The 26,894-nt window shown below is 36.5% G+C and carries 34 protein-coding genes; 16 read left to right on the top strand and 18 right to left on the bottom strand.

Annotated elements, in window-relative coordinates:
* Positions 1-50 precede the first annotated feature (50 nt).
* Complete coding sequence (locus MRBLBA3_RS17405; protein ID WP_000345252.1) at positions 51-758, top strand: DNA alkylation repair protein; 708 nt, start codon at positions 51-53, stop codon at positions 756-758.
* Between the two features lie 269 nt (positions 759-1,027).
* Positions 1,028-1,513: a hypothetical protein gene (locus MRBLBA3_RS17400; protein ID WP_097811525.1), complete on the top strand. Its 486-nt coding sequence runs from the start codon at positions 1,028-1,030 to the stop codon at positions 1,511-1,513.
* A gap of 85 nt (positions 1,514-1,598) precedes the next feature.
* Here MRBLBA3_RS17400 and gerPF read toward each other — a convergent pair whose 3' ends face one another.
* The 7 genes from gerPF to MRBLBA3_RS17365 form a co-directional block, all read right to left on the bottom strand.
* Entirely contained in the window at positions 1,599-1,814 is a 216-nt protein-coding gene (gene gerPF / locus MRBLBA3_RS17395) for a spore germination protein GerPF (RefSeq protein ID WP_001141570.1), read from the bottom strand.
* A 42-nt stretch (positions 1,815-1,856) separates the two neighbouring features.
* The gene (locus MRBLBA3_RS17390) at positions 1,857-2,243 is read right to left on the bottom strand and encodes a spore germination protein GerPE (protein ID WP_097811524.1); all 387 of its coding nucleotides are present in this window, start codon (positions 2,241-2,243) and stop codon (positions 1,857-1,859) included.
* 14 nt (positions 2,244-2,257) lie between these two features.
* Positions 2,258-2,452, bottom strand: a complete 195-nt coding sequence (gene gerPD, locus MRBLBA3_RS17385) for a spore germination protein GerPD (protein WP_001052805.1) — start codon at positions 2,450-2,452, stop codon at positions 2,258-2,260.
* A gap of 6 nt (positions 2,453-2,458) precedes the next feature.
* A complete protein-coding gene (gerPC, locus tag MRBLBA3_RS17380; protein ID WP_001070757.1) occupies positions 2,459-3,073 on the bottom strand; it encodes a spore germination protein GerPC in 615 nt (204 codons plus the stop codon).
* Between the two features lie 67 nt (positions 3,074-3,140).
* Complete coding sequence (gene gerPB, locus MRBLBA3_RS17375) at positions 3,141-3,347, bottom strand: spore germination protein GerPB (protein ID WP_001012505.1); 207 nt, start codon at positions 3,345-3,347, stop codon at positions 3,141-3,143.
* Positions 3,348-3,361: 14 nt separating this feature from the next.
* Positions 3,362-3,583 carry a spore germination protein GerPA gene (gerPA, locus tag MRBLBA3_RS17370; RefSeq protein WP_001111190.1) on the bottom strand — a complete coding sequence of 74 codons (222 nt, stop codon included), beginning with the start codon at positions 3,581-3,583 and terminating at the stop codon, positions 3,362-3,364.
* 96 nt (positions 3,584-3,679) lie between these two features.
* Positions 3,680-3,859, bottom strand: coding sequence for an aspartyl-phosphate phosphatase Spo0E family protein (locus MRBLBA3_RS17365; RefSeq protein ID WP_000462853.1), 180 nt, complete (start codon positions 3,857-3,859; stop codon positions 3,680-3,682).
* A gap of 246 nt (positions 3,860-4,105) precedes the next feature.
* On the opposite strand from MRBLBA3_RS17365, the gene MRBLBA3_RS17360 reads away from it, so the two are divergent.
* Positions 4,106-5,005, top strand: a complete 900-nt coding sequence (locus tag MRBLBA3_RS17360) for a fumarylacetoacetate hydrolase family protein (RefSeq protein WP_001213087.1) — start codon at positions 4,106-4,108, stop codon at positions 5,003-5,005.
* 34 nt (positions 5,006-5,039) lie between these two features.
* On the opposite strand, the gene MRBLBA3_RS17355 is transcribed toward MRBLBA3_RS17360, so the two are convergent.
* Together MRBLBA3_RS17355 and rocD are read right to left on the bottom strand one after the other, a co-directional pair.
* The gene (locus MRBLBA3_RS17355; protein WP_000925332.1) at positions 5,040-5,324 is read right to left on the bottom strand and encodes a hypothetical protein; all 285 of its coding nucleotides are present in this window, start codon (positions 5,322-5,324) and stop codon (positions 5,040-5,042) included.
* Positions 5,325-5,429: 105 nt separating this feature from the next.
* Positions 5,430-6,620 (bottom strand): ornithine aminotransferase, encoded by a 1,191-nt coding sequence (rocD, locus tag MRBLBA3_RS17350; protein ID WP_000616665.1) that lies wholly within the window; start codon positions 6,618-6,620, stop codon positions 5,430-5,432.
* 150 nt (positions 6,621-6,770) lie between these two features.
* On the opposite strand from rocD, the gene MRBLBA3_RS17345 reads away from it, so the two are divergent.
* Positions 6,771-7,139 carry a YisL family protein gene (locus tag MRBLBA3_RS17345; protein ID WP_000233500.1) on the top strand — a complete coding sequence of 123 codons (369 nt, stop codon included), beginning with the start codon at positions 6,771-6,773 and terminating at the stop codon, positions 7,137-7,139.
* Positions 7,140-7,267: 128 nt separating this feature from the next.
* Here MRBLBA3_RS17345 and MRBLBA3_RS17340 read toward each other — a convergent pair whose 3' ends face one another.
* Entirely contained in the window at positions 7,268-7,822 is a 555-nt protein-coding gene (locus MRBLBA3_RS17340) for a DUF2777 domain-containing protein (protein ID WP_000250680.1), read from the bottom strand.
* Between the two features lie 242 nt (positions 7,823-8,064).
* Here MRBLBA3_RS17340 and asnB point away from each other — a divergent pair, with 242 nt between their 5' ends.
* The 3 genes from asnB (at position 8,065) to katB (ending at position 12,733) form a co-directional block, all read left to right on the top strand.
* Positions 8,065-9,912, top strand: coding sequence for an asparagine synthase (glutamine-hydrolyzing) (gene asnB, locus MRBLBA3_RS17335; protein ID WP_097811523.1), 1,848 nt, complete (start codon positions 8,065-8,067; stop codon positions 9,910-9,912).
* A gap of 335 nt (positions 9,913-10,247) precedes the next feature.
* Positions 10,248-11,207: a ferrochelatase gene (gene hemH, locus MRBLBA3_RS17330; RefSeq protein ID WP_000162625.1), complete on the top strand. Its 960-nt coding sequence runs from the start codon at positions 10,248-10,250 to the stop codon at positions 11,205-11,207.
* A gap of 59 nt (positions 11,208-11,266) precedes the next feature.
* On the top strand, positions 11,267-12,733 hold the full coding sequence (gene katB / locus MRBLBA3_RS17325) for a catalase KatB (protein ID WP_098318815.1): 1,467 nt from the start codon (positions 11,267-11,269) through the stop codon (positions 12,731-12,733).
* 202 nt (positions 12,734-12,935) lie between these two features.
* On the opposite strand, the gene MRBLBA3_RS17320 is transcribed toward katB, so the two are convergent.
* Positions 12,936-14,168: an ammonium transporter gene (locus MRBLBA3_RS17320; protein ID WP_001091655.1), complete on the bottom strand. Its 1,233-nt coding sequence runs from the start codon at positions 14,166-14,168 to the stop codon at positions 12,936-12,938.
* A gap of 158 nt (positions 14,169-14,326) precedes the next feature.
* Here MRBLBA3_RS17320 and MRBLBA3_RS17315 point away from each other — a divergent pair, with 158 nt between their 5' ends.
* Both MRBLBA3_RS17315 and MRBLBA3_RS17310 read left to right on the top strand, forming a co-directional pair.
* Positions 14,327-15,682, top strand: coding sequence for an alpha-amylase family glycosyl hydrolase (locus tag MRBLBA3_RS17315; RefSeq protein ID WP_001213050.1), 1,356 nt, complete (start codon positions 14,327-14,329; stop codon positions 15,680-15,682).
* 51 nt (positions 15,683-15,733) lie between these two features.
* Positions 15,734-15,961 (top strand): hypothetical protein, encoded by a 228-nt coding sequence (locus MRBLBA3_RS17310; RefSeq protein ID WP_033658172.1) that lies wholly within the window; start codon positions 15,734-15,736, stop codon positions 15,959-15,961.
* A gap of 38 nt (positions 15,962-15,999) precedes the next feature.
* Here the strand turns inward: MRBLBA3_RS17310 and MRBLBA3_RS17305 are convergent, their stop codons facing one another.
* Positions 16,000-16,491 (bottom strand): YajQ family cyclic di-GMP-binding protein, encoded by a 492-nt coding sequence (locus MRBLBA3_RS17305; protein ID WP_001051113.1) that lies wholly within the window; start codon positions 16,489-16,491, stop codon positions 16,000-16,002.
* A gap of 284 nt (positions 16,492-16,775) precedes the next feature.
* Here MRBLBA3_RS17305 and MRBLBA3_RS17300 point away from each other — a divergent pair, with 284 nt between their 5' ends.
* On the top strand, positions 16,776-17,630 hold the full coding sequence (locus MRBLBA3_RS17300) for a CvfB family protein (protein ID WP_000281277.1): 855 nt from the start codon (positions 16,776-16,778) through the stop codon (positions 17,628-17,630).
* 138 nt (positions 17,631-17,768) lie between these two features.
* Here the strand turns inward: MRBLBA3_RS17300 and prsA are convergent, their stop codons facing one another.
* Together prsA and MRBLBA3_RS17290 are read right to left on the bottom strand one after the other, a co-directional pair.
* Positions 17,769-18,626 carry a peptidylprolyl isomerase PrsA gene (gene prsA / locus MRBLBA3_RS17295; RefSeq protein WP_097811519.1) on the bottom strand — a complete coding sequence of 286 codons (858 nt, stop codon included), beginning with the start codon at positions 18,624-18,626 and terminating at the stop codon, positions 17,769-17,771.
* Positions 18,627-18,756: 130 nt separating this feature from the next.
* Positions 18,757-18,888, bottom strand: a complete 132-nt coding sequence (locus MRBLBA3_RS17290) for a DUF3941 domain-containing protein (protein ID WP_001120851.1) — start codon at positions 18,886-18,888, stop codon at positions 18,757-18,759.
* Between the two features lie 101 nt (positions 18,889-18,989).
* On the opposite strand from MRBLBA3_RS17290, the gene MRBLBA3_RS17285 reads away from it, so the two are divergent.
* A complete protein-coding gene (locus MRBLBA3_RS17285) occupies positions 18,990-19,847 on the top strand; it encodes a YitT family protein (protein WP_000364457.1) in 858 nt (285 codons plus the stop codon).
* 26 nt (positions 19,848-19,873) lie between these two features.
* Here MRBLBA3_RS17285 and MRBLBA3_RS17280 read toward each other — a convergent pair whose 3' ends face one another.
* From MRBLBA3_RS17280 to MRBLBA3_RS17270, 3 genes are all read right to left on the bottom strand, one after another.
* Entirely contained in the window at positions 19,874-20,071 is a 198-nt protein-coding gene (locus MRBLBA3_RS17280) for a DUF3813 domain-containing protein (protein WP_000527405.1), read from the bottom strand.
* A complete protein-coding gene (locus tag MRBLBA3_RS17275) occupies positions 20,072-20,212 on the bottom strand; it encodes a hypothetical protein (protein ID WP_000516818.1) in 141 nt (46 codons plus the stop codon).
* A 102-nt stretch (positions 20,213-20,314) separates the two neighbouring features.
* Complete coding sequence (locus tag MRBLBA3_RS17270) at positions 20,315-21,124, bottom strand: Cof-type HAD-IIB family hydrolase (protein ID WP_001041223.1); 810 nt, start codon at positions 21,122-21,124, stop codon at positions 20,315-20,317.
* Positions 21,125-21,613: 489 nt separating this feature from the next.
* On the opposite strand from MRBLBA3_RS17270, the gene MRBLBA3_RS17265 reads away from it, so the two are divergent.
* Together MRBLBA3_RS17265 and clpB are read left to right on the top strand one after the other, a co-directional pair.
* A complete protein-coding gene (locus MRBLBA3_RS17265) occupies positions 21,614-21,793 on the top strand; it encodes a YjzC family protein (RefSeq protein WP_000531422.1) in 180 nt (59 codons plus the stop codon).
* A gap of 172 nt (positions 21,794-21,965) precedes the next feature.
* Positions 21,966-24,566, top strand: a complete 2,601-nt coding sequence (gene clpB / locus MRBLBA3_RS17260; RefSeq protein ID WP_363382544.1) for an ATP-dependent chaperone ClpB — start codon at positions 21,966-21,968, stop codon at positions 24,564-24,566.
* 33 nt (positions 24,567-24,599) lie between these two features.
* Here the strand turns inward: clpB and MRBLBA3_RS17255 are convergent, their stop codons facing one another.
* Positions 24,600-24,782, bottom strand: coding sequence for a YjzD family protein (locus MRBLBA3_RS17255; protein ID WP_001211112.1), 183 nt, complete (start codon positions 24,780-24,782; stop codon positions 24,600-24,602).
* Between the two features lie 156 nt (positions 24,783-24,938).
* Between MRBLBA3_RS17255 and MRBLBA3_RS17250 the strand changes: the two genes are divergently transcribed.
* The 3 genes from MRBLBA3_RS17250 (at position 24,939) to MRBLBA3_RS17240 (ending at position 26,815) form a co-directional block, all read left to right on the top strand.
* Entirely contained in the window at positions 24,939-25,673 is a 735-nt protein-coding gene (locus MRBLBA3_RS17250) for a hydrolase (protein WP_000028694.1), read from the top strand.
* A gap of 29 nt (positions 25,674-25,702) precedes the next feature.
* The gene (locus MRBLBA3_RS17245; RefSeq protein WP_142953924.1) at positions 25,703-26,575 is read left to right on the top strand and encodes an NAD-dependent epimerase/dehydratase family protein; all 873 of its coding nucleotides are present in this window, start codon (positions 25,703-25,705) and stop codon (positions 26,573-26,575) included.
* 63 nt (positions 26,576-26,638) lie between these two features.
* Positions 26,639-26,815, top strand: coding sequence for a ComZ family protein (locus tag MRBLBA3_RS17240; RefSeq protein ID WP_001003333.1), 177 nt, complete (start codon positions 26,639-26,641; stop codon positions 26,813-26,815).
* Positions 26,816-26,894: the final 79 nt, after the last annotated feature.

Genomic DNA, 26,894 nt, shown 5'->3' with positions numbered 1-26,894 from the left:
AAAGAATGTAAGTGAATTGATTATAATAGTAAGAAAGGAAGTGCAATACTATGGATTTCGAAACAGTAATGCAAGAGCTTGAAACTCTCGGCAAGGAACGGACTAAAAAAATATACATATCCAATGGTGCAAAGGAGCCACTTTTTGGCGTAGCTACAGGTGCTATGAAACCAATCGCGAAGAAAATAAAAATCAATCAAAGTTTAGCTGAAGAGCTTTATGCTACAGGTAACTATGATGCGATGTACTTTGCGGGCATTATTGCAAATCCAAAAACTATGAACGAATCGGATTTTGATCGTTGGATGGATGGGGCGTACTTTTATATGCTATCCGATTATGTGGTGGCAGTAACTTTATCAGAGTCAGAGTTTGCACAAGACGTGGCTGATAAATGGATTGCAAGTGGTGACGAACTAAGAATGTCAGCGGGTTGGAGTTGCTACTGCTGGCTTTTAGGGAATCGAAAAGACCATGAATTCTCCGAAAATAAGATTGCCAATATGTTAGAAGTTGTGAAAAATACAATTCACGATGCGCCAGAACGAACGAAATCCGCTATGAATAATTTTCTAAACACCGTGGGGATTTCATATGTGCCGCTACATGAAAAGGCAGTTGAAACGGCAAAGCAAGTAGGCATAGTGGAGCTAAAACGGGACAACAAGAAAAGCAGCTTTCTAAATGCTTACGAAAGTATTCATAAAGAACTTGATAGAGGAAGACTCGGATTCAAACGTAAATATGTAAGATGCTAAAAATTAGGATTCTGAAATTCTGTAAAATATTCAACTTTTGTATAAATACATCCATTCCTTTATTCTAGAAAAGGACGCTATTTTTTGAATAAAACTTAGATATTCAAATGACTTTATTGCTATAAATTTAACCCCGTCCTAAATTTAGAACGGGGTTGTGCTTGTTTGAGCTTTTAAAATATAATAAATTTATTTTCATTTTATAAAGAGAGTAAATATCATAAGAGGTATATATCTGTGTGGAAATAAACAATTGAAGGGGAATGTGAATGGATCCCATTAAAGAGAAATTAGATTTATTACGTAATGAAATAAAAGATATGGGTGGTATAATCGATTTAGATTGGTGCGATAGATTGTTATACCCTTATTATAAACACTTTAATGATAGTAAATTGAGATATCGATCAGGTTCATTGTTAGCATTTTGGGGAATTCTCCTAGAGTGGGAAGATGAAAGTGGGTTTCCATTTTATACAGGCACTCAGGAGTATGATTGTCATCATTTTGATATGTATTTAAAGGGATTTCTAAAGTACGCTCCTAAGATTGAGAGGCAATTTCCGAATATTTATCTTGTTATTGTTGCATCACTGATGGAGTTGGATGAAAGAGAAAGATGGGAAAGTGAATTTCCTAACATATGTAAGGAGTTATTCGATGCTGTTAGGGAGGAACTGTTCCATACTGATGTTACACAGATAAATGATGAGACATATCAAAATGCATATAAAGAAGGAAGAATGCTATATTAAAAGAATATAAGCTTGGATTAAAATTATCTTTAATAGAAGAAACAGCCCTAGCTCTACACAAAATAGAGCTAAAGCTGTTTCTTTTTTACGCTGTTCCAATTTGATCTTGGTCTGCAACGTCCGAATCAAATGTATTTGTTGCACTAACGCCGCTAAAAGTGTTGACGACAAATCCGACATTGGAAGCTCCAGACCCGTTATAAGCTTTCGTATTTTCTTTCGGAGACACGTTATAAAAATCTCCTAAGTTGAAAGAACCGTTACTGTTTTGAACGACGAGATTTCCTACAACCGAGGGCATACCATCCACCTACTTTACTAAGCTTTTTAATTACTATATGAATTATTTAGAGGAAGGTTCATGAGTAATAAATTGGCGGATTTGTAGCGTGCGAGAATTATTAAAAACATAGTCAACATTGCCGATTTGGAAGCACGCGGAATTTAAAAGGGTTCGCAAGTGAACATCATTTACTTCAATAAAAGGGCACTCATTTACAATATTTAGTTTTACATCTGTCGTTCGCTTTGGAATTGTAATGTACTCATCTGTAAAGATTTCAAACGCATCAAAACGACCTTCACCTTTTATATAACAAGGGATTTCTCGATGAACGATAAGTGCTCTATTTTTTAATTCTATTTGATTAGAATCCCCGGCCTGGAAGACAGCTGAAACCCCCATAGAAATGATAGAAACATTTTGTACAATTGAAGTATGACGGAGCATAATTTTTCCTCTCCTCAACCTGGAGTCGGAGGGACATCTGTTACTAATGGTACAAATGGTCCCTCTGTAACAGATTCGAATGGCGTATCAAGAATAGAAGAAAGGATGAGAAGGTTTGCATCTCCAATTAAAAATAATGCGGAAGAAGAAACCCCGTTCATTTTAATCTGGCCTACTTTTAACTCACGGTTTACAACATTTAAATTCATGCATACTCACTCCTTTCGGAAATTGCCCGGTATGTGTTGAATAAAGGAAAGGAACGCCTTGTCAATATCTTGTTTCATCGCTTGAATAATGATGTCTCGTAAATAATCGGGATCTGTGGAAATACCCTCATACGATTGAACTTGTGATAAATAATATGGAAGTCTATGTTCCATCTGTTTTTTTATGTCATCCACCATCATTTGTCGATACATCTCATCAAGCGGCGTTCTCTCTTCTTGTTCAAAATGGAGAATTCGACTATATGCTTCTTCATCTAAATAGCGATGCATTTCTTGGAGGATACCTTGATAAAAGTCTGGATTTGTTTCTGTTTCAGGATTTACTTTTAATGTTTCTGTATCCACTTGAAAATCTTCAATTTGTTGCCCTTTTGTTGAAAATGGATTCAAGCCAATATTTAAAGTGCCGTTTAAATTTTCTACTTTTAATTGATCGAATTTATATTCCACTTTTCCTATAGAAGAGGAGGGACGACTTTTTAACTCATTAAGCTCTTCTTGTAGTAGGCGAACTTGCTCTTCAAGGTTTAGAATAGTTTGCTGCTGTATTTGGAGAGCTTGTTGAAGTTGGTGTAGGTAAGTATATATATCTTGATTCATTTGTGAAACCTCCTTTTCAATAGGGAGGGGAAATATATTCCTGCTATATATTTATGACAAGGATACCTTAAGAAGAACTAGTTGATGGTTTGATGGAAATAATTTGTCCTTTCGCATGTAAAGGGCGAAGCGGTTCTGTAAATCCGCCAGAATTTGAGAATTTAGAAAGAGCCTTAATACTACCTGCAGTTCCAATTTGAAAAACGGAAGAGGTCGTAATGCTATCGATTTTAATGCTGTTAATGATGATACTTTGGTTCACATAAAAATTCAATGCAATCGCCCCCTTTAGTTCGAACCAATTATTGCTTGATCAATTACATCTGAATCATTGACGGTCGTTGAACTTTGATAATTGTAGACAGAGACGTTATCCCCAACGTTGAAGGAGCCGGCCCCAGCAAAAGCGCGTGAATAACTAATAGGCCTAATCGCAAATACATCTCCAATATGAAAAATACCACTTGATCCAATATTAACGATACGAATATGTCCGACCATAGCTGGCATACAAAACACCTTTCGTTTTTAAAATTTTCTTTTCTACTATTGTATGGGCGTTTTCAATAAAATGTGTATTTTTTTGAAATAAAAGAAACACATACGTTATTGCGTATGTGTTTCGAACATTTGAGTGTGTGCGCAATCTGTGTGTATATGCCAAACAACATTTAAGAGCCTGTCCAGTTCTTGGCTACAATCCACTGTTTTTTGAGAAGTCATTCCGTAGCGTTCAGCAAAATAGATCATTTTTTCGCGTTTTTTTTCGATAGCTTGCTCAAACATTGAAATCGGCTCCATCTCTCCATAAATTTTATGTATATATGTAGTACATATTATACAAAAATCCCATAAAAAAGAAACGTCTTCGCTAAAAAAAGTATAATTTCTACATTTTATGTCAAATAACGGATGAGGAACAAATATAATTATGGTTGAATATTGTAAAAATTGACGTGTATAAGAAGGTTTTTTTCTTAAGGCTGCGAATACAATTAAAGGGTATGAGTTTTAGGATGGAGAGTGGAAATATTGCGTTTTGTAACGGCTAAGAAAGAAGAAAAGGTATTTGTAGGTATTGTGGTTGAAGAGGAAGATAGAGTCTTACATTTAAGAGAAGCGCAAAGACAAAAAGGGGAAAAGGTTACGATCCCGATTACTATGTTAGAGTGTATTGAAAGAGGAAGTGAATGCCTTGAGAAGGTGTACGATATTGTAAATTGGGCGAAGGAAAATGCGGAAGCGGCGTATTATCCGTTAGCAGAAGTGAAAATATTAGCACCGATTCCAAGGCCGAGAAAAAATATTCTTTGTGTTGGAAAGAACTATCGTGAACATGCGGTGGAAATGGGCGGAGTAGAGTCTATCCCTGAAAATATAATGATCTTTACAAAAGCGCCAACAACAGTGATCGGAATTGATGAGCAAATTAATGGTCACCCTCATGCAACGAATGAACTGGACTATGAAGGGGAACTAGCAATCATTATTGGTAAGCGAGGGAAACAAATAAAAATAGAAAAAGCTCTTGATCATGTTTTTGGATATACAGTTATAAACGATGTAACTGCTCGGGATATTCAAAGGAAACATAAACAATTTTTCCTAGGGAAAAGTTTCGATACATTTTGTCCGATGGGACCGTATTTAATTCATAAATCGATGGTTAGAACGCCGAATGAATTACACATTGAAACGATGGTAAATGGAGAAGTAAGGCAAACTTCAAATACGAGAGAAATGATTTTTTCAGTAGAAGAAATTATTTCAACTATAAGTAAAGGCATGACATTAGAACCAGGAGATATCATTGCAACAGGGACACCAGCTGGTGTTGGTAAAGGTTTTACACCACCGAAGTTTTTACATGCTGGTGATGAAGTTGTTATTACAGTAGAGGGAATTGGTACGCTTAGAAATATAGTGAAATGAAAAAAGAGCTATCTTGTGAAAAGATAGCTCTTTTCTATGGGCGTGGATTAACGGAGTAATCTATGATGGCGAAAATATACAATCCGATTAATGCTAAAGTACAAATTCCAATTAGCATAACTGCAAGTGCGCTTCTCTCACGGCCAAAACCGATAATTGTAAGGAAAACAGCAGCCCAAAATGATGTTTTGAGTAGTGTGAATGTATTAGGAGTTGAATAATGACTGAGTAAAGTTGTAGATAATATGAAGCCGATGAATGTCATAGAAATAAAAATTGTAGCTAAATTGTTAATGTGTTTACCGTATTTCAATAGCATACAGTTACCCCCTTTTTAACAAAAACAGAATATTCAATTTTATTTTACGATAAACTACTAAAAAAAGAAAGAGGTTGTCCTATATTTAGGACAACCTCACTATGATTAAGATAGTACAGCTTTAATTTTTTGGAACGCCCACTCTAAATCTTCTTCAGAGATTACTAGAGGTGGTGCAATACGAATTACGTTTTCGTGTGTTTCTTTACATAATAGCCCAGCTGCTTTTAGTTGTTCACAGTAAGGACGAGCTGGCTCGTTTAATTCGATACCGATGAATAAACCTTTACCGCGAATGTCAGTAATCATTGGGTTATCAATTTCTTTTAATTGCCCAACTAGTTTTTCTCCTAATTGAAGAGAACGCTCTGTTAATTTTTCTTCTTCTAATACTTCAAGAGCTGCAATAGAAACAGCACATGCAAGTGGGTTACCACCGAATGTAGAACCGTGAGAACCTGGCTCGAATACACCTAAAATGTCGCTGTTTGCTGCAACACAAGAGATTGGGAATACGCCGCCGCCAAGTGCTTTACCAAGTATGTACATGTCAGGAGTTACATTGTCCCAGTCGCAAGCAAATACTTTACCCGTACGGCCTAAGCCTGTTTGGATTTCATCTGCTACGAATAAAACGTTTTCTTTTTTACATACTTCAAAAGCTTCTTGTAAGAAACCAGCTGGTGGAATGTTAATTCCTGCTTCACCTTGGATTGGCTCTAAAATGAATGCAGCTGTATTTGGTGTAATCGCAGCTTTTAACGCTTCTAAATCACCATAAGGAATTACAATAATGCCAGGAAGCATTGGACCGAAGCCGCGCTTGTACTCTTCGTTTGATGACATAGAAACAGCACCCATTGTACGTCCGTGGAAGTTATCTTCACAAACGATGATTTCTGCACGGTTTGCTTCTACCTTTTTCACATCATAAGCCCAGCGACGAGCTGTTTTAATTGCAGTTTCAACAGCCTCTGCGCCTGTATTCATAGGAAGTACCATATTTTTATTTGTTAGTTTCGCAACTTTTTCGTACCAAGGACCTAATTGATCGCTATGGAAAGCACGAGAAGTTAACGTAACTCGATTAGCTTGGTCAATTAAAGCGTTAATGATTTTTGGATGACGATGACCTTGGTTTACTGCAGAATATGCACTTAATAAGTCCATATAGCGGTTTCCTTCAGGATCTTCTACCCAAACGCCTTCTGCTTTAGAAATAACGATTGGAAGTGGATGGTAGTTATTTGCTCCGTATGTGTCTGTAAGTTCGATAATATCCTTAGTTTGAATCATGATTGTTCCCCCTTTTGTTATTACAAGAAGTTTGTAAATACTCTAAATATTATAGCATTTAAATGTAAAAAAGCGAAACATTTCCTGAAAATAAATGAACATGTTATCATATAGAGTGAAAAAGTGTGAAAAAGAGGAGGCAGGGATACGATGGTACATATGCATATTACAGCATGGGCGTTAGGATTAATTTTATTCTTCGTTGCGTATTCACTTTATTCAGCAGGAAGAAAAGGTAAAGGTGTACATATGGGGCTTCGCCTTATGTACATTATCATTATTGTGACAGGTTTCATGTTGTACATGAGTATTGTGAAGACGGCGACAGGTAGCATGCACATGTGGTACGGCATGAAAATGCTAGCTGGTATTTTAGTTATCGGTGGAATGGAAATGGTTCTTGTGAAAATGAGCAAAAACAAACCAACAGGGGCGGTTTGGGGCTTATTTATTGTCGCGCTAGTAGCGGTATTATACTTAGGACTAAAATTACCGCTTGGCTGGTACGTATTCAAATAAAAATAAAACCACCTTATAATCTCACATGTTTGGGAGATTATAAGGTGGTTTTTTACTTTATCCCGTAAACACCCGATTGGTGAGGGCTGATAATCAGTGGGGGATGCCCCACTGATTAAAGTTTCACTTTATGTGGCATCGATATGTAACTCTTCTCCGTTTACTTTCGTAAAACGGAACATGTTTTTATTTGACGTAGCGTGACGAACGAAATGGTGTTGCAGTGTACAAATCATCTCTTCATTATCAAATAAAAGAATATTTACTCCCTCGCATGCTTCCTCTTTCGGCAAGAAGGATAAATAATTATGACAATACATGCAATCATATAAAGAGTAATGAAGTGATTGTAATGCCTCAGTTAATAATGTAAAGACAGAGTCAGGTAACTCCTCAAGCCATTCATTATAGCTAAGAAGTAATTTTTTTCGAATTCGTATCATTTCCCCGTTTTGCAAATGATGCTGTTCGTTGGCGATTTGTAATACATCTTGTTCATAGAAACGGGCTGGTAGCCAATTGTTGTTATACAAAAGTTCAAAGCCATCTTGGATAATATCTTCTAATAAAAATGCTTCATCATTTTCATCATCAAAGAATACCCATTCATTGTTTATATATTCTACATTACCGACTGTATGAGCGCGTGGCTGATTATACAAAATATGTTTGCGTTGTACCATAGTTCATTTCTCCTTTTATAGAAATAGTTATTCTTGTTATGGACAGTTCGTACGTTCTTTATAACTAGACACACCTAAAGAGAGGTGGGCATACAATAAAACACGCTTTACACTGTGAAACTGCTATTCCGTATATGAATAGTTAGTTATCGTCAAGTTTGTTGTTTTTATGTATCCGCACTCATAGGGTGGGGATTACTGCACGTTCAGAAACAGATATTAGATTAGGAAGGATGATTCTTATGTGCGGGATTACAGGATGGGTGGATTATAAGCGCTCATTAGAAGGGGAAAGGGACGTCGTGACGAAAATGGCGGAAACGCTAGCGAAACGTGGTCCAGATGATAACAAAGTTTGGATAAAAGGAAACGTCGCATTTGGGCATAAACGGTTAATCGTTGTAGATCCTGAAGGTGGTAAACAGCCTATGACCTGTTTAAAGGATGAAACGAATTATGCCATTTGCTATAACGGTGAACTGTATAACACGGAAGACATTCGGAAGGAGTTGTTAAGAAGAGGGTACACATTCAAAGGTCATTCTGATACGGAAGTATTATTAGCTTCTTATATCGAATGGAAAGAAGAATGTGTCGATCATTTAAACGGTATATATGCGTTTGCAGTATGGGATGAACAGAAAGAACAAGTGTTTATTGCAAGAGATCGATTAGGTGTAAAACCGCTTTTTTATAAATATGATAGTGGACGATTATTATTTGGTTCAGAGTTAAAAGCGATACTGGCGCATCCAGAGGTGAAGGCGGAAGTAACGTTAGAAGGATTATCAGAAATATTCGGTCTTGGACCATCTAGAACGCCTGGTCATGGTATTTATGCTGGTATTAAAGAATTGCGCCCAGGCCATGCGATGACATTTTCAAAGAACGGTTTATGTATATGGAGATATTGGAATGTAGAAAGTAAAAAACATGAAGATTCCTTTGAAGAAACAGTAGAGAAAACACGCTTTTTATTACAAGATGCAATTACAAGGCAACTCGTTTCTGACGTACCGTTATGCACATTTCTATCGGGCGGTGTAGATTCAAGTGCAATAACAGCAATTGCCGCAAAAGAATATGAAAGATCAGGGAAGGGTCAATTGCACACGTATTCTATTGACTATGAAGATAACGAAAAATACTTTAAAGCGAATGCATTTCAACCTAATTCAGATGCTCCATTTATTAACTTAATGACTGAGACATTTCAAACAATCCACCACCGTTGTGTCATTTCAAATGAACAACTAGCACAGTATTTAACAGAAGCAGTGCTCGTTCGTGATTTGCCAGGTATGGCAGATATTGATTCTTCATTATTATGGTTTTGCCGTGAAATAAAACAAGATTTTGTCGTCGGTTTATCTGGAGAATGTGCAGATGAAATATTTGGTGGCTATCCGTGGTTTTATAGAGAAGATGATTTACAATCAAGTGCATTTCCGTGGATGCGCTCTACAGAGGCGCGCGAACAACTTCTAAAGAAAGAATGGAGAAATAAATTAAATTTACAACAATATGTGCAACAACGCTATGAAGAATCCATTCAAGAAGTTCCAATTTTAGAGGGAGAAAGCCCGTTAGAAGCAAAGAGACGACAATTATTTTATTTGAACATGGTTTGGTTTATGACAACATTATTAGACAGAAAAGACCGTATGAGTATGGGGGCAAGCTTAGAAGTACGCGTTCCATTTGCAGACCACCGACTTGTCGAATATGCGTGGAATATTCCTTGGGAAATGAAAATGTATAAAAACCGCGAAAAAGGTCTATTGCGTAAGGCATTAGAAGGATTACTTCCAAATGATATATTGTATAGAAAGAAAAGTCCGTATCCGAAAACGCATAATCCATACTATACGAAAGCAGTAACAGTATGGCTACAAGATTTATTAACGGATAAAGGATCAATTTTACACGAACTATTCGATAAAGAGCAGCTGAGTGGATTAATTGAGTCTGGTGGCAGTGCATTTCAAAAACCTTGGTTTGGTCAATTAATGACTGGACCTCAGCTTTTAGCCCATTTAGCCCAAATTCATGTTTGGTTTAAAGAATATGGGGTAAATATTAAGGAATAGAAGAAAAGCGGCTTACATTTATGTGAGCCGCTATTTTATTAAAAAAATTGTCATATAAAATTCAAAATCATATTAGAAATAATACTTATTTAGAATAATTATTTTGACGTACTTATTATTGCTTGTTATAATTGGAAACAAATGTTCTTGAAAAAGATTCTCATTTATAAGGTGAAACTTTAATTAGTGAGGGGACATTCCCCGCTGATTATTAGTTGAACTAATCGGGCGTTTACGGGCAGTTGATCTCCCAGCTAAATTTTTTGCACTCGCCGAATTTTGAGGTGGGAGTCTTACTGCCCGTTAACGCGGGACAAAATTGAGGTGTTATATAGATGACGAAGAAGAAAATAGGTTTGCTTGTAATGGCGTATGGAACGCCAGAGTCATTAGATGATGTAGAAGCGTATTATACACATATCCGTCATGGGCGTAAGCCGTCTGAAGAAGCGCTTCAAGATTTAATCGGGCGCTATAGAGCGATTGGCGGAATTTCACCACTTGCAAAAATAACGAAAGAGCAGGCACATAAATTAACAGATTCATTGAATAAGATGTATACAGAGTATGAATTTGTTTGTTACTTAGGTTTAAAACATATTACTCCGTTTATTGAAGATGCAGTAGAAGAGATGAAGAAAGATGGAATTGAGCAGGCGATTAGTATCGTATTAGCGCCGCATTATTCTACATTTAGCATTAAAGCGTATAATGATCGTGCTATTCGTCTTTCAAAAGAAATCGGTGGCCCTGTTATTGAACCTATTGAACAATGGTACGATGAACCGAAATTTATTTCCTATTGGGCAGATCAAATAAAAGAAACATTTACAAAGATTGAAGATAAAGAGAAAGCAGTTGTAATTTTTTCAGCGCATAGTTTGCCAGAAAAAATTATTGCGGCAGGGGACCCTTATGTGGAGCAATTGCAGCATACAGCAGATTTAATTGCAGAGGCTGCCAATATTCCAAACTATACGACGGGTTGGCAAAGCGCTGGAAATACACCAGATCCATGGATTGGGCCAGATGTGCAAGATTTAACGAGAGATTTATATGAAGAGCATGGTTATGAGTCTTTCGTATATTGTCCAGTTGGCTTTGTGGCAGAGCATTTAGAAGTTTTATATGACAACGATTATGAATGTAAAGTTGTAACTGATGAATTAAATGCCGCATATTTTAGACCGAATATGCCAAATTCACAATCTGTATTTATCGATTGCTTAGCTGAAGTTGTTTCCAAAAAAATGAAGGAAATGGTTGACAAGAATTTAGTTTTGAATAATAATTAGTTTATAATAATTTTAAATAAATAATAATTACCATGAAAGAAAGAGGAGGATCCCCCTAGATGAATCCAAATAATCGCTTAACAACAAACCAAGGTGCTCCAGTTGGAGACAACCAAAATTCTCGTACAGCTGGTCGCCGTGGACCGGTATTATTAGAAGACTATCATTTAGTAGAAAAACTTGCGCACTTTGATCGTGAACGTATTCCAGAGCGTGTTGTGCATGCACGTGGTGCAGGTGCTCACGGTGTATTCGTAACGAAAAACAGCATGAAGCAATATACGAAAGCAGCATTTTTACAAAATGAAGGCACTGAAACGCCTGTATTTGTTCGTTTCTCAACGGTTATTCATGGTCAAGGTTCTCCGGAAACAGCTCGTGACCCACGTGGGTTCGCTGTTAAATTTTATACAGAAGAAGGAAATTACGATATCGTAGGTAATCATTTACCGGTCTTCTTCATTCGTGATGCAATTAAATTCCCTGATATGGTGCATTCTTTAAAACCAGCACCTGATACAAATATTCAAACGCCAGATCGTTACTGGGATTTCATGACGTTAAGTCCGGAATCTACACATATGATGACATGGGTGTTTTCTGATTATGGTACACCAGCAAGCTACCGTGAAATGGAAGGTTTCGGTGTCCATTCATTTAAATGGATTAATGCAGAAGGAAAAATTGTTTACATTAAATATCATTGGAAACCACAACAAGGTGTACGTAATTTAAATGCGAAAGAAGTGCAAGAAGTACAAGGAAAAGACTTCAACCATGCAACTCGTGATTTATTCGATGCAATTGAAAAAGGAAATCACCCGAAGTGGGATTTACACGTACAAGTGATGCAATTAGATGAAACGGATTCTTTAGACTTTGATCCACTAGACCCAACGAAAGTATGGCCAGAAGATCGTTTCCCATTAATGGAAGTAGGGACGATGACGTTAAATCGTAACCCGAAAAACTTCTTTGCGGAAGTAGAACAAGTGGCGTTCTCTCCAAGTGCAACTGTAAATGGTATTGAACCATCTGAAGATAAATTATTACAAGGTCGTTTATTCTCTTACCCAGATACACAGCGTTATCGTCTTGGTGCAAATTACTTACAAATTCCTGTAAACTGCCCATATGCAGCTGTTCATAACCAACAACGTGATGGTGCGATGCAAATTAATCAAAACCCATCTACAATCAACTACGAACCGAGCCGTCATGCTGAAAATCCAGTTGAAGACAAAGCTTACCGCGATTCAACTATGAAAGTAGAAGGCTACGTATCTCGTGAAAAAATTGACAAACCAAATGACTTTAAACAAGCGGGTGAGCGTTACCGTTCATTCTCTAAAGAAGAGCAAGACAACTTAATTGCAAACTTAACAAATGACTTAAAGGACGTAAATGAGCGCACAAAATTACTAGCTGTTTGTAACTTCTTCCGTGCAGATCAAGAGTATGGAATGCGCTTAGCACAAGCTTTAAATGTTGATATTACGCAATATGTAGGGAATGCTCCGAAGTAAATAGGAAAAGACGACTGTTAAACGGTCGTCTTTTTTTGTAAAATCATGCAGGGTATTTTTCGTTTTAGCTATGTCGGAATTCGTCGTTAAATCGATATATTGAAAGAAACGATCGATATATTTATGGAAATACAGGGCGGGGTATGCTAATCGGTGCGATAAAAGAGATGCAATCTACTACGAATAGATTGCATCTCTTTTTTTAATTTACTCGCTCAGTATACTCATAAGCTTTCTCCCCATGCATCGAAATATCAAGCCCCATTTGTTCTTCGTGCTCATCGACGCGAACAGGAAGGAAGAAGTTAATAGCCTTAATAATGGCGTACGTCATTATGATCGTGAATGCATATGTTGCTCCGATTGCTATAAGTTGTTTGAAAAGGAGAGCTGCGTTTCCGTAAAATAATCCGTTAGCACCATCACTATTTATAGAAGTTGTTGCGAAAAGTCCAGTTGCAATACCGCCCCAAGTTCCTCCGATGCCGTGGCATCCAAATGCATCAAGTGTATCGTCGTACCCGAATTTGTTTTTTAAGAAGAAGACAGCACCGAAACATAATATACCGCCAATTGCTCCGATAAGAAGAGCGGAGAAAGGTGTAACGAATCCGCAAGCTGGCGTAATTGCGACTAAACCAGAAACAACTCCGCATGCAGCTCCCATCGCAGTCGGCTTTGATTGGAAGAACCATTCGGAAAGCATCCAAGTTAGAGCTGAAGCGGCAGCGGCTATATTTGTATTAATAAATGCAGTTAAAGCTACGTCATTTAAAGATAATGCACTACCGACGTTAAAACCGAACCAGCCGAACCAGAGTAAGCCTGCGCCTAACATTGTAAATGGTAAATGATGAGGAGAGGTGCCGCTTATGTTTTTTCGTTTTCCAAGGAAAATAGCTAATACAAGACCAGCAACTCCGGATGTGATATGAACGACATTACCGCCAGCGAAGTCTAACGCACCAAGTTCTCTTAGCCACCCGCCAACGCCCCACACCCAATGAGCGACAGGATTGTAAACGATTGTTGTCCAAATAAGGATAAAAATAAGAAAGGCAGAAAATCGCATTCTTTCGGCGAATGCACCTGAAATTAAAGCGGGAGTTAAAATGGCGAACATGAGTTGGAACATCATAAATAAATTGTGAGGAATAGTAGATGAGTAGTCTGGATTTGGTGCGTAGGTAACTCCGTTTAGACCGAACCAATCGAGATTGCCAATAAGTCCGTGCCAATCTGGTCCGAATGATAAAGAATAACCGATAACAATCCATTGAATCGAAACGATAGCCATTGCGCTATAACTGTGCATTGTCGTGCTGAGTACGTTTTTACTGCGAACCATGCCCCCGTAAAAAAGTGCCAATCCTGGCGTCATCAACATGACCATTACTGTCGTTACAAACATAAAAACTGTATCTCCCGTATTCATTCTCTCTCCTCCTATGATGTTAGAAAAAATAACATCGTCTTGTTATGTTTCATATCATATTCGAAATAAAAAGAAAAATCAACTAAAAATTCAGAAAACTTTTTTGTGTGATGTTAGAAAACCTTACATTAGGTATTTTGGAGGGATAAAATCAACGTATGCGATTTGTTCTAATAATTGGTATAATATTCTTACAATTAGAAGTTTGGGGGATGCGTGTGAAAAAAATATGGACTAAGGAACTATTCATTTGTTTTTGTTTAGCTGTTATTTTGTTTGTACCAGTACATACTTTTGCGGAAGAAAAAAGAGAATGGCGAGATGAAGTTATATATTCCATTATGATTGATCGTTTCAATAATGGAGAACCGAAAAATGACAAACAGTTAGACGTTGGGAATTTAGAAGGCTATCAAGGCGGAGATATACGAGGGATTATAAAAAGACTGGATTACATAAAAGAAATGGGTTTTACTACTATTATGCTTTCGCCGCTTTTTGAAAGTGAAAAGTATGATGGATTAGGCGTTCGAAACTTTCAAAAAGTAAATGAACATTTCGGAACAGAAAATGATGTGAAAGAACTTGTAAAAGTGGCTCATCAAAAAGGAATGAAAGTTGTCTTTCAATTTCCATGTGAAGAAAATGAACAACAATTAATAGACTCGATGAAATGGTGGATAAAGGAAGTTGATTTAGACGGAAGTTATGTGATATATAGTGAAAAAAAGCCACGTGCTTTTTGGGATGAAGTGCAAAAGGATTTGCAGAAGATAAAGAAAGATTTTCATATTATGACAAAGGAAGATAATAAGTACTATAAAAAAATAGTAGAGTCATTTTCAAAAGCAGATATGTCTGTGAAACCTTTATATGATGTGAGCGGAAAAGAAGGGGAATTCGCTACGTTTTTAGATAATCAAGAAACAAAGCGATTTGCACGTATTGCAAAAGAAAATATGTATTACCCGCCGTCCCGTTTAAAACTAGCGCTCACATACTTATATACATCCCCGGGGATACCGAATTTTTATTACGGAACTGAAATCGCATTAGATGGAGGGGATGCTCCAGATAATAGACGATTAATGGATTTTAAATCGGATGAAAAGTTTATGCAGCACATAACGAAGCTAGGTGAACTTAGACAAACGAGACCATCTTTACGACGTGGTACGTTTGAACTTCTATATGATAAAGATGGAATGAGTATATTAAAACGGAAGTATAAAGACGAAGTAACACTAGTAGCGATTAATAATACGAAAGAAACACAAAAGGTTTCCTTGCCTGTAAGTGCAATTGGTGAAAAACAAGAGTTAAGAGGCTTGTTAGAAGACGAAATTATAAGAGAAGAAAACGGGGATTTTTATCTCGTTTTAAAGCGTGAGGAATCGAACGTGTATAAAGTTAGTGAAGAAACAGGTGTGAATTGGTTATTTATCTCCTTAATAGTTGGTGTGAACGTATTATTTATTACTTTTTTAATTGCGGTTAAAAAGAAACGGAAATGAATAACGCTTCCTTTTGGTAGTCCGTTTACAGTTCAAGATGAGGTGAGATGTTTGAGGAGAAAGAAGTTGTTCGCTTTATGTTTGAGCCTTCTTATCGTATTCGTAAGTTTGTATTTTTGGGACAACGGTGACGATGTGGAATTTGTTCAGTGGGGCGATAGTGTTCATTCTGCCGATACAGCGGTTCTTAAGAGAAATAATATTAAATACAAAATTGAAAATGATAAAGTGTACATTCCAGAAAAATCATTGGATAAAGCAATATTTTGTTGCTCGTAATAAGTATAAAACCTCCTCTGAATAGAGGAGGTTTCTTTTTAGCGATAGTTAATGAACTGTACGTCGATTGGTAAGTCAACGCTGCGAACGGCTGCGATTACTGCTTGTAAGTCATCACGGCTTTTCGCTGTTACGCGTACTTGGTCATCTTGCACTTGTGTTTTCACTTTTAATTTCATTTCTTTAATGATGTTGTTGATTTTTTTCGCGTTATCTTTATCGATACCTTGTTGCAGAGTTGCACGTTGGCGAACAGTGTTACCAGATGCAGCTTCAACTTTTCCGTAGTCCAAGTTTTTGATTGGAACGTTACGTTTTACAAGTTTAGCAATTAGAACGTCTTTTACTTGGTCTAATTTGAACTCGTCATCAGAAGTTAAAACAAGTACTTCTTTTTCTAATTTAATATCACTTTTACTACCTTTAAAGTCATATCGGTTTTGGATTTCCTTTAATGCGATGTTAATTGCGTTAGTTACTTCAGGTAATTCTACTTTCGAAACGATGTCAAAAGAACTCTCTTTTGCCATAGTTAGCACCTCCAAATAAATTTCTATCTTTTCATGCACCTAAATAGGCTATGTAATATACATATTAAAGTATAGCGGAAAATACATCGATTAGATAGAGTGTTGCAAATTAAGTGTTTTGACGGATCATCCGTAGGGTAATATAGTCCTATAGATAAAGTCTTTATTTAATTATAGTGAATTTTGGGCAGTTGGACAAATAAAGGAAAAATCGTGTTATAATTAACTTTTGTTTGGAATGATAAAAAAGATAACTTTATATATATAGAAGGGAATTAAAAAATATGTATTTGCAATTAGGATCGATTGAACAGGTAACTGTTTTACGCGAAACGGAAATCGGATATATGGTTGGAAACGAAGAGGAAGAAATCTTCCTACATAAAAACGAATTAGCTGGAGAAATTGCAGAAGGCGATACGATTGATGTATTCTTATACCTTGATCACCAAAATCGTATTTCAGCAACAATGAAGGAACCAATTATTACAACACATGATTGGAATTGGGTAAAGGTTGTAGAAGTTATTCCTAGTTTAGGTGTGTTTGTTGATATTGGTGTATCAAAAGATATACTAATTCCACTTGATGAGTTTCCGATTTATATGCCAGTATGGCCTCAAGAAGGCGACGAGTTATATTGTACGTTAAAATTAACGAATCGTGATCGTTTAATTGCTCTTCCGGCAAGAGACAGTGATATGCAAGAAATTATCGTAGATGCAACGCCATCTATGCGTAATAAAAACGTAAATGGACGTGTGTATCGCTCACTTCAAGTTGGTTCATTCATACTAACTGACGAGCATTTCCGTGCTTTCTTACACCATACAGAAAGAAAAGAACAAGTCCGCATCGGTGAGCGCGTAACAGGCCGTATCATTGACGTGAAAGATGACGGTACAATTAACATTTCACTTCTTCCTCGTAAAGAAGAAGGAATGGAAGATGATGCTGCAGTAGTTTATGCATATATGGAAGAACGAGGCGGAGCAATGCCGTTTTGGGATAAGAGCCACCCGGAAGACATTAAAGAACGTTTCAATATGAGTAAGGCTGCATTTAAGCGTGCACTTGGTAAGTTGATGAAAGAAGAGAAGGTTTACCAAGAAGAAGGTTGGACTTACTTTAAGAAATAAAGTGGACTAAAAAGAACTATCTTTTCTCTAAAATTATTAGGGAAGAGATAGTTCTTTTTGCGTTCAGTGAAAATTGAAAATATGGATTGAAGATTAAAAAGCACGACCTTATTTAGAAAAATAAGATCGTGCTTTATTTTAGTTCTCTTTCCCAAAAAGATGAGAAAATGTATCTTTTAAGTCACTGTCGTTTATTTTAATATCCGCCTTTTTCAACTCATCTTGTAATAATTTTTGACCGAAGGAAGGGTCGGCAATACGTTCTTCTTCTAAGTCTTTACGTATAGAGTCTTTCACTTCATCGTAAGGCTCTAAATCTTTTTTATCAGTTAGTTTAATAATGTGATAGCCGTTTGGTGATTTAACGGGATTGCTAATTTGGCCGGGTTTTAACTTATAGGCAGCTTTTTCGAATTCAGGTGTCATTTTTCCTGCTCTGAAGTATCCGAGGTCTCCGCCATTATCTTTTGATAATGAATCTTGAGATTCTTGTTTTGCTAATTCTTCAAATGAAGTGCCGGTATCTAATTTTTTCTTTATTTCTTTTGCTTCGTTTTCGTCACTTACTAAAATGTGACTAGCTTTAATTTCTGGTTTATAGTGGTCTTTTACATCTTTTTCTGTAACGCTTTGTTTAATCGCTTCATTCAATGCGAGTTTGAATCTAATTTGATCTTGGAAATCTTTTTCATCTTTTAAACGATTATTTTCTAGTGCTGCTTTGAATTGGTCTCCATATTGATTTTTTGCTTTTTCTACTTCTTTATCTACTGCATCATCAGATACTTTATATTTTTTAGTGATAACATCTTGTGCTACCATTTCATATAGCATGTCTTTTCCATAGCGATCTTTTAATTGCTTTTCGAAATCGCTCTTCGTAATGGTTGAGTTGGTTGTTGTGGCGATTGTGGCCGAGTTATTTTTTTGTCCGCAAGCAGATAGCATTATTATACTTATTAGTGCAGTGATAATGAATATATTTTTTCCTTTCATGCTAACACCTCATCCGAATATGTTATCGCTATTGTAGAATATAGAAGTGAACATGAAGTGAATTTTTAATGTTTTTTTCCTGTGAAATGTAAAAAAAGTACATCAACATTAATGTTGATGTACGATGTAATCAAAGGTGATCGGTTTTCTTAGAATATGCACGTTTTCCTTGCTGAATATTTTTTTGCTCTTGTTCATTTTTTTGAGTACGCTTTGCATTATTATCGCGTGCTTTTTTGTCGTTATCGCTCGTATGTGGCATATGTATCAACTCCATTTCTAAACGTTGTACGTTTATCATTTCCTTTTTCGTAAAGACTATGTATAGCGGTGCATTCATGAATAATAAAGGTGGATTAGAAAATGGATTTGAAGCTGAATTATACCGAACTTATTAAGAAGTTAGTCGTTGTAATTATTGCAGGTTTATTAAATGCGATTGGGATGAATTTATTTTTAACGCCAGCGAAAGTATATGCGAGTGGCTTTGCTGGACTATCTCAATTATTATCACAAATATTAGGTGACTTTTTATCTATTCACATATCTACGGGTGTATTGTTTAGTTTATTTAATATTCCTGTCGTTATTTTAGCGTGGAAAAAGGTTGGGAAGGCTTTTACATTTTTTAGTTTTCTTTGCGTTGTATTTATGACTTTGTTTTTAGAAATTATCCCAGTTAGAGCGGTTTCGAACGATATCATATTGAATGCGATTTTTGGTGGTATTATTTCAGCGATTGGGGTAGGGATTGCTTTAAAGTGGGGTGCTTCTACAGGGGGCCTAGATATTATCGCCATGATTTTATCTAAAATAAAAGATAAGCCTGTCGGTACGTATTTTTTCTTCTTTAATGCACTTATCATTATCGCTGCTGGCTACGTATATGGATGGGAAAAGGCATTATATACTTTAGTCACTTTGTATGTATCAACGAGAATTATTGATGCGATTCATACCCGTCACGTGAAAATTACGGCACTAATTGTTACAAAGAATGGGGGAGATGTGAGAAAAGCGATTCACTCTCGTTTAGTGAGAGGGATTACAACTATACCAGCAACAGGTGCTTATACAAATGAAAATAAAGAAATGTTAATGATTGTTATTACTCGTTACGAGTTGTACGAATTAGAGAGGGTTATTAAACAGGTGGACCCAGGTGCATTTACAAATATACTGCAAACGGTCGGGGTGTTTGGATTGTTTAGAAAAGATTAAAGAGGACCAAAGCTGGTCCTCCTTTTTTAATGCGAATTCGTAATGTTTTGCAATTGCTCCTGCATTTCACGTAGCTGAACTTTTTCAGCGGTTGAAGAGTTTGCATAAGCGGAGTGCAAAGAGTTTTTTGCTCTATAAACGAGTTCCTGTTGTTCAGCGCCACTTGAACAAGAAACGGCACTTGCAACAGCGTCTCTAGCTTGTTGGAATAGTAAGTTCCCCATTTAAACCCCTCCAAATGAAGAGTTACTTCTTGCTTTTTCTGCCTCAGCTAATGTACCTCTGTACGGGAATCTTGCATCATGCTTCATAATAGAATCGGCTCCTTGCTGGATAAAACGTTTTGATTTGTTCTTTTTACCCATTCGAAAAACCCCCTTATTTAGCTGAAAACAATTGACGCGCTTCTGTGCGTCTAATAATAGTATGAGCGTTTGGCGAGAAACTATAAGCAGGGAATTTTTAGATTACAACCCAAGAACTTCTTCTAAATATAGAGCGATCCCATCTTCTTCATTCGTTAATGTCGTATGATTTGCGAGTGATTTTAATTCAGGAATTGCATTACCCATTGCGATTCCATGACCAGCAAATTCGATCATTTCAAAGTCGTTATCTTCATCACCAAAAGCGATAATTCGCTCTTTAGGAATATTGTAATGGCCTGAAATTTTTTGTAATCCGACAGCTTTATTTAATCCGCTTTTTACAATTTCAATAATTGGCCATGGGGCACCCCATTTTCTATGGTCGATGACTTCAGCATGCATATCTGTTAAATGCTGGCGAATTGCAGTAGAATGCTCGTCATGTGCATCGATTAATAAGCAAGTTGGGTGGTCGTTTAAAATATTTAATAAATCTCCTGTGAAAATCTTTGGAGAACCGAATTCAAAAATATGTTTTTTATCTTCATCAATTTCACGGACATACACATCATCCATGACTTCAGCATAGACATTTTTCACGCCGAAATCAAAGCAAGCTCGGACGATTTCCTGCGCTGTTGAAAGTTCAAGAGGAGAGTGATGTGTTCCCCAACTTGAATCAAGTGGGTGATGCACGTAAGCACCATTAAAATTTACGATTGGTGTGTTAAGGCTAAGTTCTTTATAATAATCGTAACTAGCGCGGAATGGACGCCCTGTTGAAATAACGACAATATGTCCTTGTTCTTTTGCTTTTGCAATTGTGTTTTTAGTTCTTGGAGAAATTATTTTGTTGTCTGTTAATAATGTTCCGTCTAAGTCTAATGCGATTAAATGTTGTTTGTTCATAATTTCACCTCTTATAATAATTTTTTTGTTTCTATCTGTATTTCCGTTTTTAATATGCAGAAATAAGAGGTTAGACTGGGTGAAACTACTGTAGATGAAAGTTTCACTATATATCCATCTTACGTCGCGAAGCGCTGTGGTGTCTACTATTTCTCGTTGGAAATTAGGAAAAGTCAACATCTTTTTAGAAAGTTCAAACAATGTTTCTTTCATTATGTACAATTTGTGAAAAGGGTTACATTGTTTGAACAATGCGACTTATAATGAACATGTAATCTTCTCGTATATGTTTGACTCTCCTTTGAAACTGGCCTAAAGTAGGTTGGTTTCTTTTTTTCAACAAATATGCCAATAATTCCTGCTTAAGCTTGTGTAATTATATATATGTACATGGGTAAACCGTAGTACTTGTTTCCTAAACATGACAGAAAAGCTTTCTTTTAAAATGGATATACTAATGAGGCAAGACGTCATGGAAGGAGAATGGAAATGGGACAAAATCGCAGGTTTCGTTCAGGGCAAAAAGCGCCAAATGATGGCATTTACGTAGAAATTGGTGAAACGGGAAGTATGGTGAAAAATCCGCAAATGGTACAATTAACTGCCGGTGAAAAGTTTCCAGATAACACGAATCATAACCGTCAGTGGACATATAAAAGAAAACCGTAACAGAAGCCGCAATCGTTATTGCGGCTTTTTTGATTAGGAAAATGAATGTTACTTTTTGCATTTTCCAATAATAAGTTTGAAATACATAAGCAAAATTATTGTATAAAAAAGTAAGTTGGCGTATAATCAAATCAAAGGTCAAAGAAAGTCAAACATTTGGAGGACGGTAAAGATGGACTTAAATCAAATGACAACGAAAACACAGGAAGCGATTATGAGTGCTCAGTCTTTAGCGGTATCTCATCACCATCAAGAAGTAGATACTGTTCATCTATTGCTTACGTTATTAGAGCAGCAAGACGGATTAGCAGTACGTATTTTTCAAAAAATGAATGTCGATATAGAAGCGTTAAAGCAAGGCGCTGAAAGTTTAATTAAGAAAAAGCCTTCTGTAACTGGAAGCGGGGCAGAGGCGGGAAAATTATATGTAACAGGTGCTTTGCAACAACTGCTTGTAAGAGCAGGGAAAGAAGCAGAGAAATTGCAGGATGACTACATTTCAATCGAACATGTATTGCTTGCTTTTTCTGAAGAAAAAGGCGATATAAATCAATTATTTACAAGATTTCATATTACGAAAGATAACTTATTACAGTCTTTAATGACAGTTCGGGGGAATCAGAGAGTGACTAGTCAAAATCCAGAAGCAACTTATGAAGCGTTAGAAAAATATGGCCGTGATTTAGTGGCTGAAGTGAGAGCAGGGAAAATTGATCCTGTTATTGGCCGAGATAGTGAAATTCGCCGCGTAATCCGCATTCTTTCACGTAAAACGAAAAATAACCCGGTTTTAATCGGAGAACCAGGTGTTGGTAAAACGGCAATCGTTGAAGGATTAGCACAGCGTATTGTGAAAAAAGATGTCCCGGAAGGATTAAAAGATAGAACAATCTTCGCTTTAGATATGAGTGCACTTGTGGCCGGAGCAAAATTCCGCGGTGAGTTTGAAGAGCGTCTGCAAGCTGTATTAAATGAAATTAAAAAGAGTGAAGGGCGTATTTTATTATTCATTGATGAACTTCATACAATCGTCGGCGCTGGTAAAACAGAAGGAGCGATGGATGCAGGGAATATGTTAAAACCGATGCTAGCTCGTGGTGAACTACATTGTATCGGGGCGACAACGTTAGATGAATATCGTAAATATATCGAGAAAGATCCAGCGTTAGAAAGACGTTTCCAACAAGTACTAGCAGAAGAGCCAACTGTTGAAGATACAATTTCAATTTTACGTGGTTTAAAAGAGCGTTTTGAAATTTATCACGGTGTAAATATTCATGACCGTGCAATTGTAGCAGCATCCGTTTTATCAGATCGATATATTTCAGATCGTTTTTTACCAGATAAAGCAATTGACCTTGTCGATGAAGCTTGCGCAACAATTCGAACAGAAATTGATTCCATGCCAACAGAATTAGATGAAGTAACGCGTCGTATTATGCAATTAGAAATTGAAGAAGCTGCTCTTGGGAAAGAAAAGGACTTAGGTAGTCAAGAACGTCTAAAAGTACTGCAACGTGAATTATCGGATTTAAAAGAAGTTGCAAGTGGTATGAGAGCGAAATGGGAGAAAGAAAAAGAAGATATTCACAAAGTTCGTGACTTACGTGAACATTTAGAACGCTTGCGCCGTGAGTTAGAAGAAGCAGAAGGAAATTACGATTTAAATAAAGCAGCTGAGCTTCGTCACGGGAAAATTCCAGCTATCGAAAAAGAGTTAAAAGAAGCGGAAGAAATGGGTGCACATAATAAACAAGAGAATCGCTTATTACGTGAGGAAGTAAGTGAAGAAGAAATTGCAGATATTGTTTCACGCTGGACTGGTATTCCTGTCGCAAAACTCGTTGAAGGTGAACGTGAGAAATTATTGAGTCTAGAACAAATTTTATCAGAGCGTGTTATCGGTCAAGAAGAAGCGGTAAGCCTTGTATCAGACGCAGTTCTTCGTGCGCGCGCTGGTATTAAAGATCCGAATCGTCCAATTGGTTCATTTATTTTCTTAGGACCTACAGGTGTTGGTAAAACTGAGCTTGCAAAAACATTGGCACAAACGTTATTTGACAGTGAAGAGCAAATGATTCGTATCGATATGTCTGAGTACATGGAGAAACACGCGGTGTCACGCTTAATTGGTGCGCCTCCTGGATATGTTGGATATGAGGAAGGCGGACAATTAACAGAAGCAGTAAGACGTAAACCATATTCTGTTATTTTGTTAGACGAAATCGAAAAAGCACATCCGGAAGTATTTAACATTTTATTACAAATGTTAGATGACGGACGCATTACAGATTCACAAGGTCGTACAGTAGACTTTAAAAATACGGTTATTATTATGACTTCAAATATTGGATCTGCTCACTTATTAGAAGGGCTAAAAGAAGATGGATCTATTAAAGAAGAGTCAAGAGAACTTGTAATGGGACAATTAAGAGGACATTTCCGACCAGAATTTTTAAATCGTGTCGATGAAATTATTTTATTCAAACCTCTTACAACGAATGAAATTAAAGGTATTGTTGATAAGATTGTGAAAGAACTACAAGGCCGTTTAGCTGACCGTCACATTACAGTAGAATTAACAGATGCAGCGAAAGAATTCGTTGTAGAAGCTGGATTTGATCCAATGTACGGAGCTCGTCCGTTAAAACGATATGTACAGCGTCAAGTTGAGACGAAATTAGCGAGAGAATTAATTGCAGGAACGATTACTGACAATAGTCATGTAGTAGTTGATGTAGAAAATAACGAATTAGTCGTTCATGTGAAATAAAAAAAGAGTTCGGATAAAATCCGGACTCTTTTTTTAGTGTTGTTCTACTGGCTCGTTTGGAATCGCAGCTGAAATCGCTAATACTAAAACCGCAAGAACAACTGAGAAAATAGACGCTTGGTTAAAATCGTATGTACCGCCAGTCATAGAGCCGATTACATAGCTCATCATATGCACAAGCGCGAACGACCAAATTAATGCCCAAATGAAACGCATATTTTACACCTCTATTCGTTCAATCTGTCCTTATTGTAACACAATTGAAAAAAGAATATAGAAAAATATTTGTAGATTTTTCAACGCAAATTTGCATTCTGTTCATACATTATAAAAGAGTACTTTTATACGTTTAGAAAATAAGGCGGGGGAAAAATGAGTATTACGGAACGTTTTTTTTACTTAGAAAAAGAACCATGTGTAATTTATTTACCGGAAAAGCCAAATGGATTTTCTGTTATGCTCCTAGGAGATTATAACTATTTTATTGAGAATGGTACAAGTTTATGGACACAGCATGCAGGGAGAGCTTATTTTTTACAGGGCCTTATTGAAAAAGGCTATACAGTCTTTTCATCTAACTTATACGGAAGACATTGGGGAAACGATCGAGCTGTGCGTTTAGCGAAACGTTTGTATGATGTCGTACTAAGAAAAGAGACGTTAAATGCGAAAATGCACATTATGGCAGATGGTATGGGAGCACTTGTAGCACTTGAGATGATGAATAAATACCCTGAATGTATACGTTCTGTCGTTATGTTAAATCCGTGTTTAGATTTACCAGAATATGTGGAGTTTGAGAAAGAGCATAAGTTTTTTTACAAAAGATTAGTGAAAGAATTAAGTTTGGCGTATGATTCCAAAGAAGAAGAATTAGAATCAAAAATAAATAAGAAATCATTTGCGCTTCTTCCGTCGTGTGTACCGGTTAAAATTTTCGTATCAACACAAGAAAAAAGAGGAAGAAAACAATTGTTACGTAAATACGAGAAAATGAGGCAATTCAATCAATGTGATACTTCTGTCTTATTCCATCTCCAAGATGTGAAATATAAAATGGTTAGACAAACGACTGATTTCTTTAAAAAATATGAAGAAGAATTGTGAAGCTCCCATATACATAAATGAGGAGCTATTTGTTTCAAGGGGAAAGGGTTGGTGGTATGGAACGCGTGCTGATTATAGGTGCACTTACGTTTGTAGGTTATCACCTTGTGAATAAAATGATTGCAGAAGAAGTAGAAGTATATGGTCTTGATTTTGATGAATTTGATAGTATGACAAAAATTAATGAAGAGAAATTATTGTTGATTGGGCGAAATGCGTTATTTACGTACTATTCTATAAGGGATGAAGACGGATGGCGATCGGTAGAGGAAGAGAGTTTCGATACAGTTTATTTTTGTTTGTATGAGCCGAATCAGCAAAGTGGCTTTCGGAATGAAAGAGTCATATTACAATATTTAAAACGAATCGTAAGAATGTGCGAAAAAAATAAAGTAAAGTTAAATCTAATTTCTTCTATTGAAATAGGAAGCACTGAAGAATCCGAAAACAAACGTCTGTTTTCGAAAGTGGAAGAAGGGTTGAAAAAAGGAGAATTGCAATATAGTGCATATCGAGTTCCTACATTATATGGGCCATGGCAACCGTCGTTTATGATGTATCATCAGCTCATTTTATCAGAACTTGATGAAAAAGAGTGCCGTTGTATAAGTGGAGAAAAAGGAAGTGATTTACTTTACGTTGAAGATGTATGTGAATACTTATGGGAAAATGGAATGAATGTAAAGCACCTCGGTATATATAATTTACTTAGTGGAAAAGAAGCATTATGGGAAAAAGGTATGAGCCTTTTACATGCAGATGGTAAGGTAAACAAAAAAGATGAGGATATAAGAAATGAAGCGGTAGAGGTTGTTTCTCTTAAAAAAAATACGCCGTTAGAATTTGGTTTAAATAAACAATTGGCACATATGAAAAAGTATAAAGAGTTATACGAAGGGTAGTGTACGTGTTACACTATTGTATGGACTATAAATTGAAAGTTTTATTGGAGAGGAAGAGCATATATGAACGAAAAAAGCATGCAATTTTTACAAATCGCAATGAAGCATTTACCAGAAGCTAAGGCAATTTTAGATGATAATGGAATTGCACTTGATATGGAGAAAGCACAGCCGGTGTTAGAGCTATTGATGAAAGTAATGGGCGAAGCATATGAGCTTGGGAAAGCTGATAAAGAATAAAGAAACCTTCTTTTTTGAGAAGGAGAGAGGCTCGAGCCGTATGTAGAAGCGGTAAGGGCCTTTTTTTGTTTCGAGCGAG

The organism is Bacillus sp. LBA3-1-1.1, from assembly GCF_040676495.1.
Lineage (GTDB): Bacteria > Bacillota > Bacilli > Bacillales > Bacillaceae_G > Bacillus_A > Bacillus_A nitratireducens.
The sequence above is the reverse complement of the archived record's forward strand: the minus strand, read 5'-3'. Positions and strand labels throughout refer to the sequence as shown.